The sequence below is a fragment of the Lysinimonas soli genome, from assembly GCF_042655435.1.
GTDB classification, from domain to species: Bacteria; Actinomycetota; Actinomycetes; order Actinomycetales; family Microbacteriaceae; genus Lysinimonas; species Lysinimonas soli.
In genome coordinates this window covers 46,816-60,686 of the sequence record NZ_JBHSMG010000006.1, presented here as the reverse complement: position 1 = coordinate 60,686, position 13,871 = coordinate 46,816, and the positions used below count along the sequence as shown (strand labels likewise).

Genomic DNA, 13,871 nt, shown 5'->3' with positions numbered 1-13,871 from the left:
CCCAGCTTATGCGCGAGCCGCCGGCCTCACTCGGTGCGACCGCCGCTGTCGAGCTGCTCGAGCCGCGACTCCTCCTGATCGAGCAGGCTCTGCGCCCGCTCCATGATGCGCGAGGCGTACGCGCCGCGCGAGCGGGCGTCGAGCAGCACGGCGCGCTCGGCCGCCAGCACCTCGTGGCGCAGGGCGCGGTACTGCTGATGGGGCGATTTCAGGATGCCGTCATCGGCGTCGGCGTGCTCCGCGCGCTCCCAGGCGGACTGGGTCGCCAGCAGGGTGTCGTTGCGCACCCGTTCCACGATCTCCGGATCGACCGAACCGCCGCCGGGCAACTCGAAGTCCGGGCTCTCGAGCACCTCGAGACCCGCCGCGCTCATCTCGTCGAGCAGGGTCGCGAGTTCGTGCCGGTCGGCGACCCGATCCGCCCCGCGGATCTTCACGAGCCGGATCACGAGCGGAAGCGTTCCGCCCTGCAGGAGCAGGGTCACGATCGCCACCGTGAAGGCGATCAGCACGAGCTGCTCGTAGTACGGCGTGGAGGTGGGCAGCGACTGCGCGGCCGCCAGGGTCACCACGCCGCGCATCCCGGCCCAGCCGAGCACGACGCCGCCCCGCCAACTCAAGCCTTCGGACTTGAGTTGTGCGACGTCGTTCCGCCGGCGCTCGACCTGACGGACGAAGCCGGCTCGGCGCTTCTCGGCGCGCTCCTGGCTACGCCGTCCCGGCGCATCGCTCGCGCCACCGGGACCGCCGGACGCTCTCCCCCGCGCCACCTGCCGCGCCCAACGCGCCGTGCCCATCGCCGCGCCCTGCAGGCGGTCCACGAGCAGTGTCAGCTGCGAGACGCGCAGTTCCTGGCGGGCCTCGCCCTGCCGGACGACGGCCAGCAACGGCCAGACGAAGACGAAGCGCAGCACGATCAGGATCGCGGCCAGCAGCAGGCCGAGATAGACCGCCTTGTCGGCCGACAGCTCCTCGACGTGCACGTCGGCGACGATGCCGGCCAGCTGCGCCCCCATGAGCAGGAACACCCCGTTCTCGAGCACGAACTGGATGGTGCGCCAGTTGAACCGCTCCGAGAACCGGGACTGCGGGCTGAGGAAGCGCGGCCCGTAGTGCCCCGAGTAGAGTCCCGCCGCGACGACGGCGATGACGCCGGAGGCCTTCAGTTCCTCGGCGGGAAGGAACGCGATGAACGGAACGGCGAACGAGATCGCCGTGTCGAGCACAGGGTCGTTGAGCCGGCGCCGGATCAGCACGGTCACGAAGCCGACGACGATCCCCACGACGAGGGCGACCACGACCGAGTAGGCGAAGCTGCCGACCGAGCCCCACGGGCTGAATCCGCTCGACGCGGTGAGACCGATGGCCGCGACCGCGCTCTTGAGCAGCACGAGCGCCGTCGCGTCGTTGACCAGCCCCTCGCCCTCGAGGATCGACAGCAGGCGAGGAGGCAGGCCAAGACGCTTGCCGATCGCGGTCGCCGCCACGACATCCGTCGGGCTGATGACGGCGCCGAGCGCGATCGCCGCACCGAGGTCGAGCCGCTCGAGGATGACGAAGAGCACGAAGCCGGTCACCAGCGCGCTGACGAGCACGAGCAGCACCGACAGCCCCGTGATGCTGCCGAAATTTCGCCGGAAGTCGACCAGCGGCACGTTGACGGCCGCACCGTAGAGCAGCGGCGGCAGAACGCCGGCCAGGATCACATGCGGATCGACGTGGATCTGCGGCACACCGGGGATGTAGCTGTAGCCGATGCCGATCACCACGAGCAGCAGCGGCGCCGCGATGCCGAGGCGCTTCGAGAACGCGGCCGCCGCGACCACGACGACCACTCCACCGACGGCGACGAGCGAGTAGTCCACACCCCAGGTTATCCAGAGGTGCGAGGCGGCCTCCTCAGCGGCGGCTCAGACCCGGGTGCCGTGCGGGCTCAGTACCAGCCGGAGCTCTGGCTGTGGTTCCAGGCGCCACACGGGGTGCCGTACCGCCCCTGGATGTAGCCGAGACCCCAGGTGATCTGCGTGGCCGGATTGGTGGCCCAGTCGGCGCCGACGCTCGCCATCTTGCTCCCGGGCACCGCCTGCGGGATCCCGTAGGCCCCCGACGAGGCGTTCGAGGAGTACACGTTCCAGTGCGATTCGCGATTCCAGAGCAGTACCAGGCAGTCGAACTCCGTCGACGGCCAGCCGCGCGCAGTGACCATCTCGAGGGCGATGGCCTGCGCCGTCCCCGGATCGGGTATCCCCGCCGCCGGAACCGGCCGGGCGGTCGGGAGCTTGGTGATGTGGTAGCCGTCCCGGCTGACCGCGGCGACGAGATCCTCCCCGACCGCGTAGCTCTGGGTGCTGCGGTGGGGTGCGGACGCGAGCGTCTCCGCCTGGCTGGGCACATGGGGCGACGCCAGAGTGACCAGCACGAGACCCAGGCTGGCGAGGGCGGCGAAGACCGACAGCGACCCCGGCCGCCGGACGTGACGTTGGGTCGCCGCTGTACCGGCCGATGGCCGATATTGCGTCCCCCGACGCCGATAGCCGCTCACAGTTGCACGAGTCTACCCGGGCCCGACGAGGAACCGGCGGGGATGCCGCTCCTCCGAGCGCGAGCGCGCTATCGGACCGCCAGCATGACGCGGGTCACCGCGTCGAGCAGGATGTCGACCTGGGCCTCGAGGTATCCGCCGCGCTGGCCCCGGAAGGCCGAGGTGCGCACGTCGTCGATGCTGAGCGGCTTGCCGCTCTGGAAGTACTGGGCGACCCGGTCGGTCAGGGCGTCGACCTCGCGCACGGAGTAGCCGACGGTGAAGATCGACACGCGACGGAACCGCTTGCCACGCGGCCGGACGATGCGATCGAGCACCGCCTGTGCGCCGCTTCTGGCCTGCGCGTACCAGACCTGGTCGCCCGCCTGGGCGAGGGCGCGATCGCGTTCCCGGGCCGCGAAGGCGTCTTCGAGGCGCTCGAGGGCGGCATCCACGTGAGTCGGCGAGTAGCCGCCCTTGCGCATCGTGAAGGCGGTGTCGCGGATCGTGTCGGCGCTCACGAGGGTCGCGTCGCTGCGTTCGGCCGTGTAGGCGCGTCGGGCGTCTTCGAGGAACTCCTCGACCTCGTCGACGTCGTAACCGAGGCGCGACTTGCGGGTGTGCGGGAAGGTCGAACTCACGGGGCCATGGTACCGGAGGCGATGCTGAGTCCCCGCCGACCCGGCGCGCGGCGGCGTGCTAGTGGGCCCAGCACAGCGACACGACCACGCTCGTGTCGCGGAGCGGACGCGCCGCAGGAGCGGCGGCGTGCTAGTGGGCCCAGCACAGCGACACGACCACGCTCGTGTCGCGGAGCGGACGCGCCGCAGGAGCGGCGGCGCGCTAGTGGGTACCGATCAGGAAGATCGCGTACGCCACGGCGGCCGAGGGCAGGATCGAGTCCAGGCGATCGAGGAATCCGCCGTGCCCCGGCAGGAAGCTCGAGATGTCTTTGACGCCGATGTCGCGCTTGATGAGCGACTCGGTCAGATCGCCCGCTGTGCCCACCAGAGCCAGCAGGACGCCCATGACGACCCCGACCCACCACGGCTGGTGCAGCATGAGCACGGCGAGCAGCACCCCGGCGACGATCGCGACCAGGATCGATCCGGCGAAGCCCTCCCAGGTCTTTCCGGGGCTGATGTTCGGCGCGAGCTTGTGACGACCGAAGCGCAGACCGCTCGCGTAGGCGCCCGTGTCGGTGGCGACGACGATGACGATCGAGGCCAGCGTCCACCACTCGCCGCCGTCCGATCCGGTCAGCACCAGGTAGAAGCCGGCCATGAAGGTGACGTAGATCTGGATGAACGCTCCGGCGCCCAGGTCCAGCAGTACGGCCGTGGCTCCGGTTCGATGGCTGGGACGCAGCGCCAGTTCGACCAGGCGCCAGAGCGAGATGAGCAGCACCGCGGCCAGCGTGGCGAGCCAGAGCCCCTGTGCGTGGAAGAAGAAGGCGATCGGCACCACGGCGACGCCGACGACGGTCGAGGCGACCCGCGGCACGTCCCGGCCGGCCTGCCGCAGCGCGCTGGCGAGCTCGAAGACCGTGAACCCGACCAGAGCGGCGCCGAAGAAGATGAACAGCCACTTCAGGATGATGAGGCTGACCACGAACACCGCGCCGAGCGCGACCCCGATGGCGATCGCCGCGAGCAGGTTGCGGCCCGTGCGCGCCCGGATCTTCTGCTGCGTCGCATCGAACTGCGCGCGGGTGGCCTCGACGCGGGCCTCGATGTCGGCCCGGGCCTCCTGCGCCCTCGCCTCGAAGTCGGCGCGGGTCGGCGGGTGCTTGCGGGCCGAGGAGCCGGCGGGCCGCTCGGGCGTCGGCTGATCCGGCACGGGCGGGTCTGGCGTCGCCATCAGACCTCGAGCAGTTCGGCTTCTTTGCGCTTCAAGGCGTCGTCGATGCCGTCGACGTGGGACTTGGTCAGGGCGTCGAGCTCCTTCTCGGCGCGCGAGATGTCGTCTTCGCCGACCTCCTTGCTGAGCGCGTCGAGATCGTCCTTCGCCTTGCGGCGCACGTTGCGGATCGCGACCTTGGCGTCCTCGCCCTTGGCGCGGACGATCTTGACGTACTCCTTGCGACGCTCCTCGGTGAGCTCGGGCATCGTGACCCGGATCAGGGTGCCGTCGTTGGTCGGCGTCGCGCCCAGGTTCGGGAAGCTCACGATCGCCTTCTCGATCTCTTTGAGGGCGGTCTTGTCGTACGGCGTCACGATGAGGGTGCGCGCCTCGGGGTTCTGCAGGCTCGCCAGCTGCGCGAGCGGCGTCGGCGTGCCGTAGTACTCCACGAGGATCTTCTGGAAGAGCGCGGGATTGGCGCGGCCGGTGCGGACGGTCGCGAAGTCCTCCTTGGCGACCTCGACGGCGCGGTTCATCTTCTCCGTCGCCTCGGCGAGAACGTCACTGATCACGGCACACTCCTTCGAAACAGCGTCAGCCAAAGCCTAGCCTCTGTGCCGACGCGGTCAGTCGGTCACGAAGTCGATGAGCTCCTCCACCCGTCCGAGCACCGACGGCTCGAGGTCGCGGTAGTCGCGCACCGTCGCCAGGATGCGCTGCCAGGCCGCCGCGATGTCCGCCTGCTCGTCATGAGACCAGCCCAGAGCCGCGCAGACGCCGTGCTTCCACTCCACCTCGCGCGGAATCACCGGCCAGGCCTCGAGGCCGAGCCGCGCCGGCTTCACCGCCTGCCAGACGTCGACGAAGGGATGCCCGACGACCAGCACGTGCGGTCCGGTCACCTGCGCGGCGATCCTGCTCTCCTTGGATCCGGGCACCAGGTGGTCGACCAGCACCCCGATGCGGCGCTCCGGGCCGGGCTGCACCTCGCGAAGCACCTCGGCGAGGTGGTCGATGCCCTCCAGGTACTCGACGACGACGCCCTCGACGCGCAGATCGGTACCCCAGACCTTCTCGACCAGTTCGGCGTCGTGACGGCCCTCCACGAAGATCCGGTGGGCGCGGGCGACCCGCGCCCGCGTCGAGGTCGGGGCCACCGAGCCGGATGCCGTGCGAAGCTCCCCCGGACGCGGTGCGGCGGCCGCGGGGGCACGCAGCACGACCGGCCGGCCGTCGACCAGGAACCCGGCGCCGAGCGGGAAGACCCGGCGTGCGCCGCGGCGGTCCTCGAGCTCCACGGTGCCCTTCTCGACCCGGATGACGGCGCCGACGAAGCCGGGCGCCGAGCCGCTGCCCGCCAGTTCGACGACGAGGTCGGGGGTGGCATCCACCGTCGGGGTCACCCGCGCGGCGGCCGCCGCCCGCGCCGAGGCGAGCACGTCGGGGCCGTAGCGGTCGGCGAGGTGCCCGTCGAACGGCTCAGGCACCGCTGAGGGCGCTCGCGAAGACCGCGAAACCGACGATCCAGCCGACGATGACCACCAGCAGGGTCGCCGCCGCCACCCACCAGGTGCGCCGGCGGAACACCTGGAGCACGATCGTCGCGATCGTGCCGATCAGAGCCACGAAGGCGAGGGCCGCGGCGAGGCCGACGAGGCCTCCGGTCGCGGGCCCCGTGTTGCACGACGAGCAGTCCTGGGCGAAGGAGGCTCCCAGCACGGCGAACACGGCACCGATGAAGAAGACCGCGTAGCTGAACACGAGCGCGATGATCGACACCGCGATGTCCCAGACGGCGCGGCGGCGCACGGGCACCAGCACGATGGTCGGGATGCCGTCCTGGCTCATGCGGTCACCAGCGTCCCGATCTTGGCGCCGCGCAGGGCCTTGGTGATGTTGCCGGCCGGCTCCATGCCGAAGACGACCATCGGCATCCGGTTGTCCATGCACAGGCTGAACGCGGTCGAGTCGACGACCTTGAGGCCCTGGACGAGCGCGTCCTGGTAGCTGAGGGTGTCGAGCTTGACGGCATCCGGGTTCGTGCGAGGGTCGGCCGTGTAGACGCCGTCGACGCCGTTCTTGGCGACCAGCACGGCATCCGCGCCGATCTCGAGGGCGCGCTGTGCGCTGACGGTGTCGGTCGAGAAGTAGGGCAGCCCCGCCCCGGCGCCGAAGATGACGATGCGGCCCTTCTCGAGGTGGCGCTCGGCGCGCAGCGGGATGTACGGCTCGGCGACCTGGGTCATCGCGATCGCGGACTGCACGCGCACCTGCGCGCCGGCCTGCTCGAGGAAGTCCTGCAGGGCGAGCGCGTTCATCACGGTGCCGAGCATGCCCATGTAGTCGGCGCGGCCGCGGTCCATGCCGCGCAGGCTGAGCTCGGCTCCACGGAAGAAGTTGCCGCCACCGACGACGACCGCGATCTCGACGCCTTCGGGGTCATCGGGGTCTTTCGGCGCGGCCTCGGCGATCTCCTTGGCGATGCCGCTCACGATGTCCGGATTCACGCCGAGCGCCCCGCCCCCGAACGCCTCCCCCGACAATTTCAGAAGTACACGGCGTCGGCGATCGGTCATGGCTGTCCTCCAGCGGGCGTTGGCTCGCACCAGGCTAACAGTGGCGCGGCGGTGGCACTCAGGCGAAGGGGTCGGGGATGCGGGTCAGCTCGAGGCTGCGCTGCCACAGCTCACGGCGGGCGACCGGGTCGAAGGCCTGCTCGTGCGGCTGGGCCTCGCGCTGGCGGTCGTAGAAGCGGCCGGTCTTGCCGTCGAGGCTCGGATCGGCGGCCAGTCGCGCGGTGGCATCCACGCCCGCCTCGAGCGTGTCGACCGAGTGCCCCACCTCGCGCAACACCATCTTGGTGGGCATGTACGTCGCGGGATGCAGGCTGTTGACGGTGATCTCGGAGGCCGGCAGCCGGTGCGCCAGTTCGATGCCGAACATGATCTGGGCGAGCTTGGACTGCCCGTACGCCCGCTGCCCGGAGTAGCCGTGCGTGATCATGAGGTCGCCGAAGTCGAGCGGGTTCTGGCCGAGGGAGGCGACCAGCACGATCCGGGCCGGTCCGGCCGACCGTGCGACCCGCATCCTGGGGATGAGGCCGAGCGTCAGCCGGAAGCCCGCCAGGTAGTTCACCGCGAACCGGAGCTCGTAGCCGTCGGCGCTGACCCGGCGTTCACGCCCGTCGGGCTCCCCCGAGCCGATGCCTGCGTTGTTCACGAGCACGTCGAGCCGGTCGGTCATGCCGGCGACGTCCTCGGCGAGCCGGGCCACCTGCGCCAGATCGGCCAGGTCGGCGAGCACCGCCCGCGGGCGCTCGGCTCCGGATGCCGCGATCTCGTCGGCCACGGTCGCCAGGCGTTCGGCGTCCCGCCCGTGCAGGATGAGCCGCGCCCCCTGCGAGGCGAGCCGGTCGGCGAGGGCGCGCCCGAGCCCGTCGGTGGCACCGGTGATGAGGATGACGGGGTTCTCGACCACGGGATCCAGGCTAGCCAAGGAGAGCTCGACCGAGATCCCGACGGGGATTCGAGGGCGCTGACGCCGTGTCGCTGTCGGCGATCAGCAGCAGCAGGCGGGCCAGCTCGACGCGGTCGCGGATCGAGAGCACCGCGAGAAGCTCGTCCTGCGCCGCTGTGAACGCGCCGTCGAGTCGCTCCAGCATCGCCAGGCCGTGAGGGGTGATCTCGAGCAGCTTGCGACGGCCGTCGCGCTCATCGGGGCCGCGGCGCACGAGACCATCCGCCTCGAGCCCGGCGACGAGCGACGAGACGTCCTTGCGATCGAGTCCCACCCGGCGCCCCAACTCGGCCTGACTCGACGGCCCGAACTCGTCGAGGGCCGCGAGGATCGAGAAGGTGCTGCGGGTCACTCCGAGATCGGCGGCGCGTTCGGCGACGAGCCGGGTTCCCCGCGAGGCGGCCTGGTTGAGCTGCCAGCTCGGCAGGGATCGCACGCGCCGCGGGGCGTCAGCACTGTTCATGCGCTCACGGTAGACGATCGGCGCCCGATGTCATATCGTTGGTTACTCCAACGTTGGTTGTCCCAACGATAACTGAGGAGAGCAGATGACCGAACAACATCTCGAACGACTGGTTCCCCGCATCTACGCGATGATCGACGACCATCTCTTCGATGAGCTGCGAGACTTCTACAGCGCGGAGATCGTCGGCGAGACCCCGGGAGGCGCGCTCCGGGGGCGCGACGAGCTCGTGGCTCAGCTGCGCCGCAACCACGAGTCCGTTCCCGCACTGCAGCACCTGGTCACCGGGGTGCTCGTCGACCAGCGTCGCGACGACGCCGAACTCCGCGCGAACCTCGTCGCGATCTTCGCGGCCGACGACGGAGCCGTGAGCTTCGAGCTGGGCAGCGTCTGGCGAGGAACCGCTCGACGCGACTCCGACGGCTGGCGGATCACGCGGTTCGCGATCTCGCCGGTCTGGAGACGTGGCACCCGCCCCCGGCCGTGAAGCGCGGACGGGCCCGGAACGACATGCGTTCCGGGCCCGTCCGAGGGTGGGGTGACTCGCGTTACGCGCCGACCTTGAAGCGCGCGAAGCCGTTGATCGTCAGCTTGGCGTCGGCGACGACCTTGCCGACGGTGAGCTTGTTGTCGCGGGCGTAGTCCTGCTCGAGCAGGGCGACCTGCTTGAAGAAGGCGCCGACACGACCCTCGACGATCTTGGGCAGAGCCGCCTCGGGCTTGCCCTCCTCGCGGCTGATCTGCTCGACGATGCGACGCTCGTTCTCGACCTCGGCCGGCGGCACGTCGTCGCGCGACAGGTACTGCGGGTCGGCGAACGAGATGTGCTGGGCGATGCTGCGCGCGGTCTCCGCGTCGTCACCCGAGTAGGCGACGACGACGCCGATCTGCGGCGGCAGGTCTTTGCTCGTGCGGTGCAGGTAGATCGCGTAGTGGTCGCCGCTGAGACGCACGATGCGCCGCAGCTCCACCTTCTCGCCGAGCGTGGCGGCCTGGTCTTCGATCAGGCTCGCGACCGAGCCGGTGCCGGCGGGGGTGGCCAGGGCGGCATCCACCGTCTCGGCGCCCGAGTCGGCGAGCGCCTGCGCGACGCTGTCGGCCAGCGCGATGAACTTCTCGTTCTTGGCGACGAAGTCGGTCTCGCAGGCGAGCTCGAACATCGTGACGGCCGTGGCGCTCTCGACTACGGCCACGAGGCCCTCGCTCGTGGAGCGGTCGGCACGCTTGGCGTTGCCCTTCGCCCCCTTGAGGCGCAGGATCTCGACGGCCTTCTCGATGTCGCCGTCCGCCTCGACGAGGGCGTTCTTGGTGTCGACCATTCCGGTGCCCAGGCGCTCGCGCAGGGCCTTGACGTCTTCCAGGCTGAAGTTGGCCATGGATGTGTTCCTTACTGGCTCAGAAAAACGGGTGGAGAGTTACTCGGCGTCGGGCGTTGCGGCCGCGGCCTTGGCCTTCTTGGCCGGCTTCGGCGCCTCGTCGGTGGGCTCGGTGGGCACGACGGACTCGGCCTCGATCTTGGCTTCGGTCAGCTCGTCGCTCTCGGGCGCGTGGTGCGGAACCAGCGTCGGGTCGGCGGCGGCCTCGTGCTCGGCGACCACCGCGTCGGCGTCGTTCTCTGCGACCGGCGTCTCGGCGGCGATGATCTCGGCGATCTCCTCGGCGAGCTCGGCCGGGGTCTCACCGGTCTCGGCGGCCTTCTGGTCGGCGGCCTCGATGCGCTCCGCGGTGCTCTGCGGGGTCTCGTTGGCCTCGAGGAGCTCGCGCTCCCACTCGGCCAGCGGCTCCACCGCGGAGACGTTGCCGGCCTCTTCGGGCTTCTGGTGACGCTGGATGAGGCCCTCGGCCACGGCATCCGCGATGATGCGGGTGAGCAGGCCGACCGAGCGGATGGCGTCGTCGTTGCCCGGGATCGGGTACTGGAGCTCGTCGGGGTCGGCGTTGGTGTCGAGGATGCCGATCACCGGGATGCCCAGCTTGGTGGCCTCGTTGACCGCGAGGTGCTCGCGCTTGGCGTCGACGACCCAGATGGCCGACGGCGTCTTCGTGAGGTTGCGGATACCGCCCAGGGTCTTGTGCAGCTTGACGAGCTCCCGACGCTGGATCAGCAGCTCCTTCTTGGTGAAGCCCTTGCTCGTGTCGTCGAAGTCGATCTCTTCGAGCTCCTTCATGCGCGCGAGGCGCTTGGAGACCGTCTGGAAGTTGGTGAGCAGACCGCCGAGCCAGCGCTGGTTGACGTAGGGCTGGCCGACGCGGGTCGCCTGCTCGGCGATGGCCTCCTGAGCCTGCTTCTTGGTGCCGACGAAGAGGATCGTGCCGCCGTGGGCGACCGTCTCCTTGACGTAGTCGTAGGTGGTGTCGATGTGCTTGAGCGACTGCTGCAGGTCGATGATGTGGCTGCCCGAGCGCTCGGTCAGGATGAAGCGCTTCATCTTCGGGTTCCAGCGACGGGTCTGGTGTCCGAAGTGGACGCCGCTGTCGAGCAGCTGGCGGATGGTGACGACGGCCATGGTCGTTCCTTCTTTCTGGGCAGGCTCTCGCCCGCACGGTTTCTCAGTTGATCGCCGCGACGCCGGATGGCTCGCGATCCCTGGTGCCCGGGCGCACATCCACTGTCACGTTCCCCGTTCGCGCGGTTCCCGTGATGACTGAAGGAGGTGGAGGCCGGTGCCGCGACCGTCGCCGACTTCTCGGCTCTCGTCGCGTGGGCACGCGTAGTCACCCCGCCGGAGCGGAGTGCGTCTCACAGTGTAGCACCGGGGCGGCTCCTCCCCCGGAGCGGGATCGGGACCGCGGTGCACCGGTCCCGGCGACGGCGCCGTCGCCGGGACCGGCCGGCGGGATGCTCGGGGGATGTCGCGTGCTCGCGTTGTTCTCATGGTCGCCGGGTCGCTGCTCGCCGTGGGTCTGGGCGGGGGTGCGGGCAGCGCTGGCGCGGGCGCGGCGAGCGCCGCCCCTGGGGCGGTCGCGGCGAGCGCGGTGGCGTGTGACCGGGCGAGCGCGACCGCTGCGGCGTCTGCGGGTCCGTCCGCAGGGCCGCCTGCGGGGCCGCCGTGGCAGTGGCCGGTCGCGGCACCGCATCCGATCGCGCGGCCCTACCTCGCCCCGCCCACGCCGTACGCGGCGGGGCACCGCGGCATCGACATCCGGGCACCGACCGGCTCCCCCGTGCTCGCACCGGCCGACGGGGTCGTGCACTTCGCGGGCGTCGTCGTGGACCGGCCCGTGCTCTCGATCGAGCACGCCGGCGGGGTGCTCTCGAGCTTCGAACCCGTGCAGAGCTCGCTGGTCGCCGGCGAGACCGTCACGCGGGGACAGGTGGTCGGGGTGCTGCTCGAGGGGCACTGCGCGAGCGCGTGCCTGCATCTCGGCGCGCGCGTGGGCGGGGAGTACGTGAATCCACTGCTGTTCCTGGACGGGGTGCCGTGGTCGGTGCTGTTGCCGATGGGGTGATGGGGGGCGAGAGGGTATGGTGCCCCCGAGTGTCGGCGCCATCGGTTCGTGGGCATGGCGCCTTGGGTGTCGGCGCCATCGGTTCGTGGGATGCTCGGTTGCTCACGCCATGAAAACCGCGAAAGTCGCGGTCGCGACTTTCTTCAAGCGAGTTTTCATGCCCTCGGGTGGGCGCTGGCGTAGCTCTGCTTCAGGCGTTCGGCCGAGACGTGCGTGTAGATCTGGGTCGTCGACAGGCTGGCGTGCCCGAGGATCTCCTGCACCGCGCGAAGGTCGGCCCCACCGTCGAGCAGATGCGTGGCGGCGGTGTGCCGGAAGGCGTGCGGACCGGACGGGCCCGACCCCGGGACGTCGTGCAGGATCCTGGCCACCAACTCGTAGACCGAGCGGGTGTTCATGGCGGCTCCGTGGGAGTTGAGAAAGAGGGCCCCGGTCTCGGCGTGGTCGGCGCGCAGGATCGGGCGCGCCGCATCCAGATATCGCTCGAGGGCCCGCGACGCGGGCACGCCGAAGGGCACCACGCGCTCCTTACCCCCCTTGCCCAGCACCCGTGCGGTGAGCCGGGATCGATCGATGTCGCCGAGGCGCAGACCGGTGAGCTCGCTGACCCGCATCGCCGAGGCGTAGAGCAGCTCGACGATCGCGAGGTCGCGCACCGCGACCGGATCACCGGACGCCGCGCGGGCCGCGAGCCCCTCGAAGATGGCGCCCATCTGCCCACGGGTGAGCACGCGCGGCAGGTGCTGCTCGGGGCGCGGTGCCTTCAGCCGGGCCGCGGCATCCGCGGGAACCGCCCCGGTCGAGACCAGCCACTTCGTGAAGGCCCGGGCTGCGGCGGTGCGCCGGGCCATCGTCGACTTGGCGAGGCCCGCACCCGTCGCAGCCCACAACCAGTCCCGTAGCAGTTCGAGGTCGAGCTCGCGCACGTCGAACGGCTCGGGGTTCGAGGCCGCGGGGTCGGTCGCGGTCGCCTCGACGAAGGAGGCGAGGTCGGCGAGATCCCCCCGATAGGCGCGCACGGTGTGCTCGCTGAAGCCGCGATCCACCGTCAGGTGACGGGAGAACCCCTCGATCGCGGCGCGTAGCTGCATGCAGCTATGGTCGCCCCTCGGTGCGGCTGTGCGCGGCTACGACCCGCTCGAGCTCTCGGCCTCCTCCACGCTGAAGGTGGAGGTCTTGCTCGAGAACGCCTCCCGGCGCTCCTCGGGCGTCATCGACGCGAGTCGCTCGAGCATCACGCCCGAGAACCCGGCCACCTGGGGCGAATCGCCCACCGGAACGATCGAGTGCACGACGTTGTCGGCGTACACGTTGACCAGGTTGATCGACTGGCCGCCGTCGACGCCGAGCAGGGTGTCCGGCTCGCCGCTCGGGTCGATCGAGTAGCAGGTGGCGGACGCGACCGAGACGGGAACCCCTGCGAAGCTGCCGTGCGTCGAGTAGTGCAGATGCCCGGCCAGGATGCCGCGCACATCCGTTCCCCGGATGACGTCGGCCAGCTTCTGCTGCTCCTGCAGTTCGATGATCGCCATGATCTCGATGACCGCGGGAAGCGGTGGATGGTGCAGCGCGAGCAGGGTGCCGTGCGCCGCCGGAATCGCGAGCACCCCTTCGAGCCACGACAGTTGCTCGTCGCTCAACTCCCCGTGGTGGTAGCCCGGCACCGAGGTGTCGAGCGCGACGATCCGCAAGCCGTCAACGTCGTGCACCCGGTCCTGCGGGGCGTCGCTCGGCTGCTCGCCCAGCAGGATCGACGAGAACGGACGCCGCTCGTCGTGGTTGCCCATGACCCAGATGATGCGCGACCCCATCCGATCGGCGACCGGTGCGAGCTGGTCGCGCAGGCGCTCGTACGCGTCGGGCTCGGCGAGGTCGGCGAGGTCGCCCGTGATGACGATGGCGCTCGGCCGCGATCCGGAGCGCTCCAGCTGTTCGAGGGCCCGAGCGAGGTTGCGATCGGTGTCGACCGCCCCGTAGAGCCGGCGGCGCCCCCCGAGGAAGTGCGTGTCGCTGACGTGCGCGATGGTGTGGGTCGGTGGAGGGTACTGCCCGAGCTGCATCATGCTGCGCACTCTAGCC

The 13,871-nt window shown here is 70.5% G+C and carries 15 protein-coding genes and 2 pseudogenes; 2 read left to right on the top strand and 15 right to left on the bottom strand.

The window, feature by feature from the left end:
* Positions 1–26 precede the first annotated feature (26 nt).
* The 10 genes from ACFPJ4_RS15250 to ACFPJ4_RS15205 all read right to left on the bottom strand — a co-directional run bounded on the left by ACFPJ4_RS15250 (position 27) and on the right by ACFPJ4_RS15205 (position 8,342).
* A complete protein-coding gene (locus tag ACFPJ4_RS15250; protein WP_386741336.1) occupies positions 27–1,865 on the bottom strand; it encodes a cation:proton antiporter in 1,839 nt (612 codons plus the stop codon).
* Between the two features lie 68 nt (positions 1,866–1,933).
* Entirely contained in the window at positions 1,934–2,419 is a 486-nt protein-coding gene (locus tag ACFPJ4_RS15245) for an aggregation-promoting factor C-terminal-like domain-containing protein (RefSeq protein ID WP_386741335.1), read from the bottom strand.
* A gap of 191 nt (positions 2,420–2,610) precedes the next feature.
* Positions 2,611–3,162, bottom strand: coding sequence for a DivIVA domain-containing protein (locus ACFPJ4_RS15240; protein ID WP_386741334.1), 552 nt, complete (start codon positions 3,160–3,162; stop codon positions 2,611–2,613).
* A 202-nt stretch (positions 3,163–3,364) separates the two neighbouring features.
* The gene (locus ACFPJ4_RS15235) at positions 3,365–4,381 is read right to left on the bottom strand and encodes a CDP-archaeol synthase (protein WP_386741333.1); all 1,017 of its coding nucleotides are present in this window, start codon (positions 4,379–4,381) and stop codon (positions 3,365–3,367) included.
* A complete protein-coding gene (gene frr / locus ACFPJ4_RS15230; protein ID WP_386741332.1) occupies positions 4,381–4,935 on the bottom strand; it encodes a ribosome recycling factor in 555 nt (184 codons plus the stop codon). Before frr ends, ACFPJ4_RS15235 begins: the two co-directional genes overlap by 1 nt.
* A gap of 54 nt (positions 4,936–4,989) precedes the next feature.
* Entirely contained in the window at positions 4,990–5,850 is an 861-nt protein-coding gene (locus ACFPJ4_RS15225) for a DUF3097 domain-containing protein (protein ID WP_386741331.1), read from the bottom strand.
* Positions 5,843–6,211, bottom strand: a complete 369-nt coding sequence (locus ACFPJ4_RS15220) for a hypothetical protein (protein ID WP_386741330.1) — start codon at positions 6,209–6,211, stop codon at positions 5,843–5,845. Before ACFPJ4_RS15220 ends, ACFPJ4_RS15225 begins: the two co-directional genes overlap by 8 nt.
* Positions 6,208–6,939 (bottom strand): UMP kinase, encoded by a 732-nt coding sequence (gene pyrH, locus ACFPJ4_RS15215; RefSeq protein WP_386741329.1) that lies wholly within the window; start codon positions 6,937–6,939, stop codon positions 6,208–6,210. The genes ACFPJ4_RS15220 and pyrH overlap by 4 nt, the downstream gene beginning before the upstream one ends.
* 58 nt (positions 6,940–6,997) lie before the next feature.
* Positions 6,998–7,840 (bottom strand): SDR family NAD(P)-dependent oxidoreductase, encoded by an 843-nt coding sequence (locus ACFPJ4_RS15210; RefSeq protein ID WP_386741327.1) that lies wholly within the window; start codon positions 7,838–7,840, stop codon positions 6,998–7,000.
* 10 nt (positions 7,841–7,850) lie between these two features.
* Positions 7,851–8,342, bottom strand: a complete 492-nt coding sequence (locus tag ACFPJ4_RS15205) for a MarR family winged helix-turn-helix transcriptional regulator (RefSeq protein ID WP_386741326.1) — start codon at positions 8,340–8,342, stop codon at positions 7,851–7,853.
* Positions 8,343–8,427: 85 nt separating this feature from the next.
* On the opposite strand from ACFPJ4_RS15205, the gene ACFPJ4_RS15200 reads away from it, so the two are divergent.
* Entirely contained in the window at positions 8,428–8,829 is a 402-nt protein-coding gene (locus tag ACFPJ4_RS15200) for a nuclear transport factor 2 family protein (RefSeq protein WP_386741325.1), read from the top strand.
* A 61-nt stretch (positions 8,830–8,890) separates the two neighbouring features.
* Here ACFPJ4_RS15200 and tsf read toward each other — a convergent pair whose 3' ends face one another.
* The 3 genes and pseudogenes from tsf to rpsB form a co-directional block, all read right to left on the bottom strand.
* Positions 8,891–9,718 carry a translation elongation factor Ts gene (tsf, locus tag ACFPJ4_RS15195; RefSeq protein ID WP_386741324.1) on the bottom strand — a complete coding sequence of 276 codons (828 nt, stop codon included), beginning with the start codon at positions 9,716–9,718 and terminating at the stop codon, positions 8,891–8,893.
* 39 nt (positions 9,719–9,757) lie between these two features.
* Positions 9,758–9,976: pseudogene (locus tag ACFPJ4_RS15190) on the bottom strand (hypothetical protein); the annotation flags it as partial.
* A gap of 110 nt (positions 9,977–10,086) precedes the next feature.
* Positions 10,087–10,849 (bottom strand): annotated as a pseudogene (gene rpsB / locus ACFPJ4_RS15185) (30S ribosomal protein S2); the annotation flags it as partial.
* 343 nt (positions 10,850–11,192) lie between these two features.
* Here rpsB and ACFPJ4_RS15180 point away from each other — a divergent pair.
* Positions 11,193–11,792 (top strand): M23 family metallopeptidase, encoded by a 600-nt coding sequence (locus ACFPJ4_RS15180; RefSeq protein WP_386741323.1) that lies wholly within the window; start codon positions 11,193–11,195, stop codon positions 11,790–11,792.
* A gap of 155 nt (positions 11,793–11,947) precedes the next feature.
* Here the strand turns inward: ACFPJ4_RS15180 and ACFPJ4_RS15175 are convergent, their stop codons facing one another.
* Together ACFPJ4_RS15175 and ACFPJ4_RS15170 are read right to left on the bottom strand one after the other, a co-directional pair.
* A complete protein-coding gene (locus ACFPJ4_RS15175) occupies positions 11,948–12,883 on the bottom strand; it encodes a tyrosine recombinase XerC (RefSeq protein ID WP_386741322.1) in 936 nt (311 codons plus the stop codon).
* A gap of 36 nt (positions 12,884–12,919) precedes the next feature.
* Positions 12,920–13,855, bottom strand: a complete 936-nt coding sequence (locus tag ACFPJ4_RS15170; protein ID WP_386741320.1) for a phosphodiesterase — start codon at positions 13,853–13,855, stop codon at positions 12,920–12,922.
* Positions 13,856–13,871 lie beyond the last annotated feature (16 nt).

Coding starts and splice junctions, on each gene's coding strand:
- ACFPJ4_RS15235 (WP_386741333.1), bottom strand. CDS start 4,381: ATGGCGACGCCAGACCCGCCCGTGCCGGATCAGCCGACGCCCGAGCGG.
- ACFPJ4_RS15220 (WP_386741330.1), bottom strand. CDS start 6,211: ATGAGCCAGGACGGCATCCCGACCATCGTGCTGGTGCCCGTGCGCCGC.
- pyrH (WP_386741329.1), bottom strand. CDS start 6,939: ATGACCGATCGCCGACGCCGTGTACTTCTGAAATTGTCGGGGGAGGCG.
- ACFPJ4_RS15205 (WP_386741326.1), bottom strand. CDS start 8,342: ATGAACAGTGCTGACGCCCCGCGGCGCGTGCGATCCCTGCCGAGCTGG.
- ACFPJ4_RS15200 (WP_386741325.1), top strand. CDS start 8,428: ATGACCGAACAACATCTCGAACGACTGGTTCCCCGCATCTACGCGATG.
- tsf (WP_386741324.1), bottom strand. CDS start 9,718: ATGGCCAACTTCAGCCTGGAAGACGTCAAGGCCCTGCGCGAGCGCCTG.
- ACFPJ4_RS15180 (WP_386741323.1), top strand. CDS start 11,193: ATGTCGCGTGCTCGCGTTGTTCTCATGGTCGCCGGGTCGCTGCTCGCC.
- ACFPJ4_RS15175 (WP_386741322.1), bottom strand. CDS start 12,883: ATGCAGCTACGCGCCGCGATCGAGGGGTTCTCCCGTCACCTGACGGTG.
- ACFPJ4_RS15170 (WP_386741320.1), bottom strand. CDS start 13,855: ATGATGCAGCTCGGGCAGTACCCTCCACCGACCCACACCATCGCGCAC.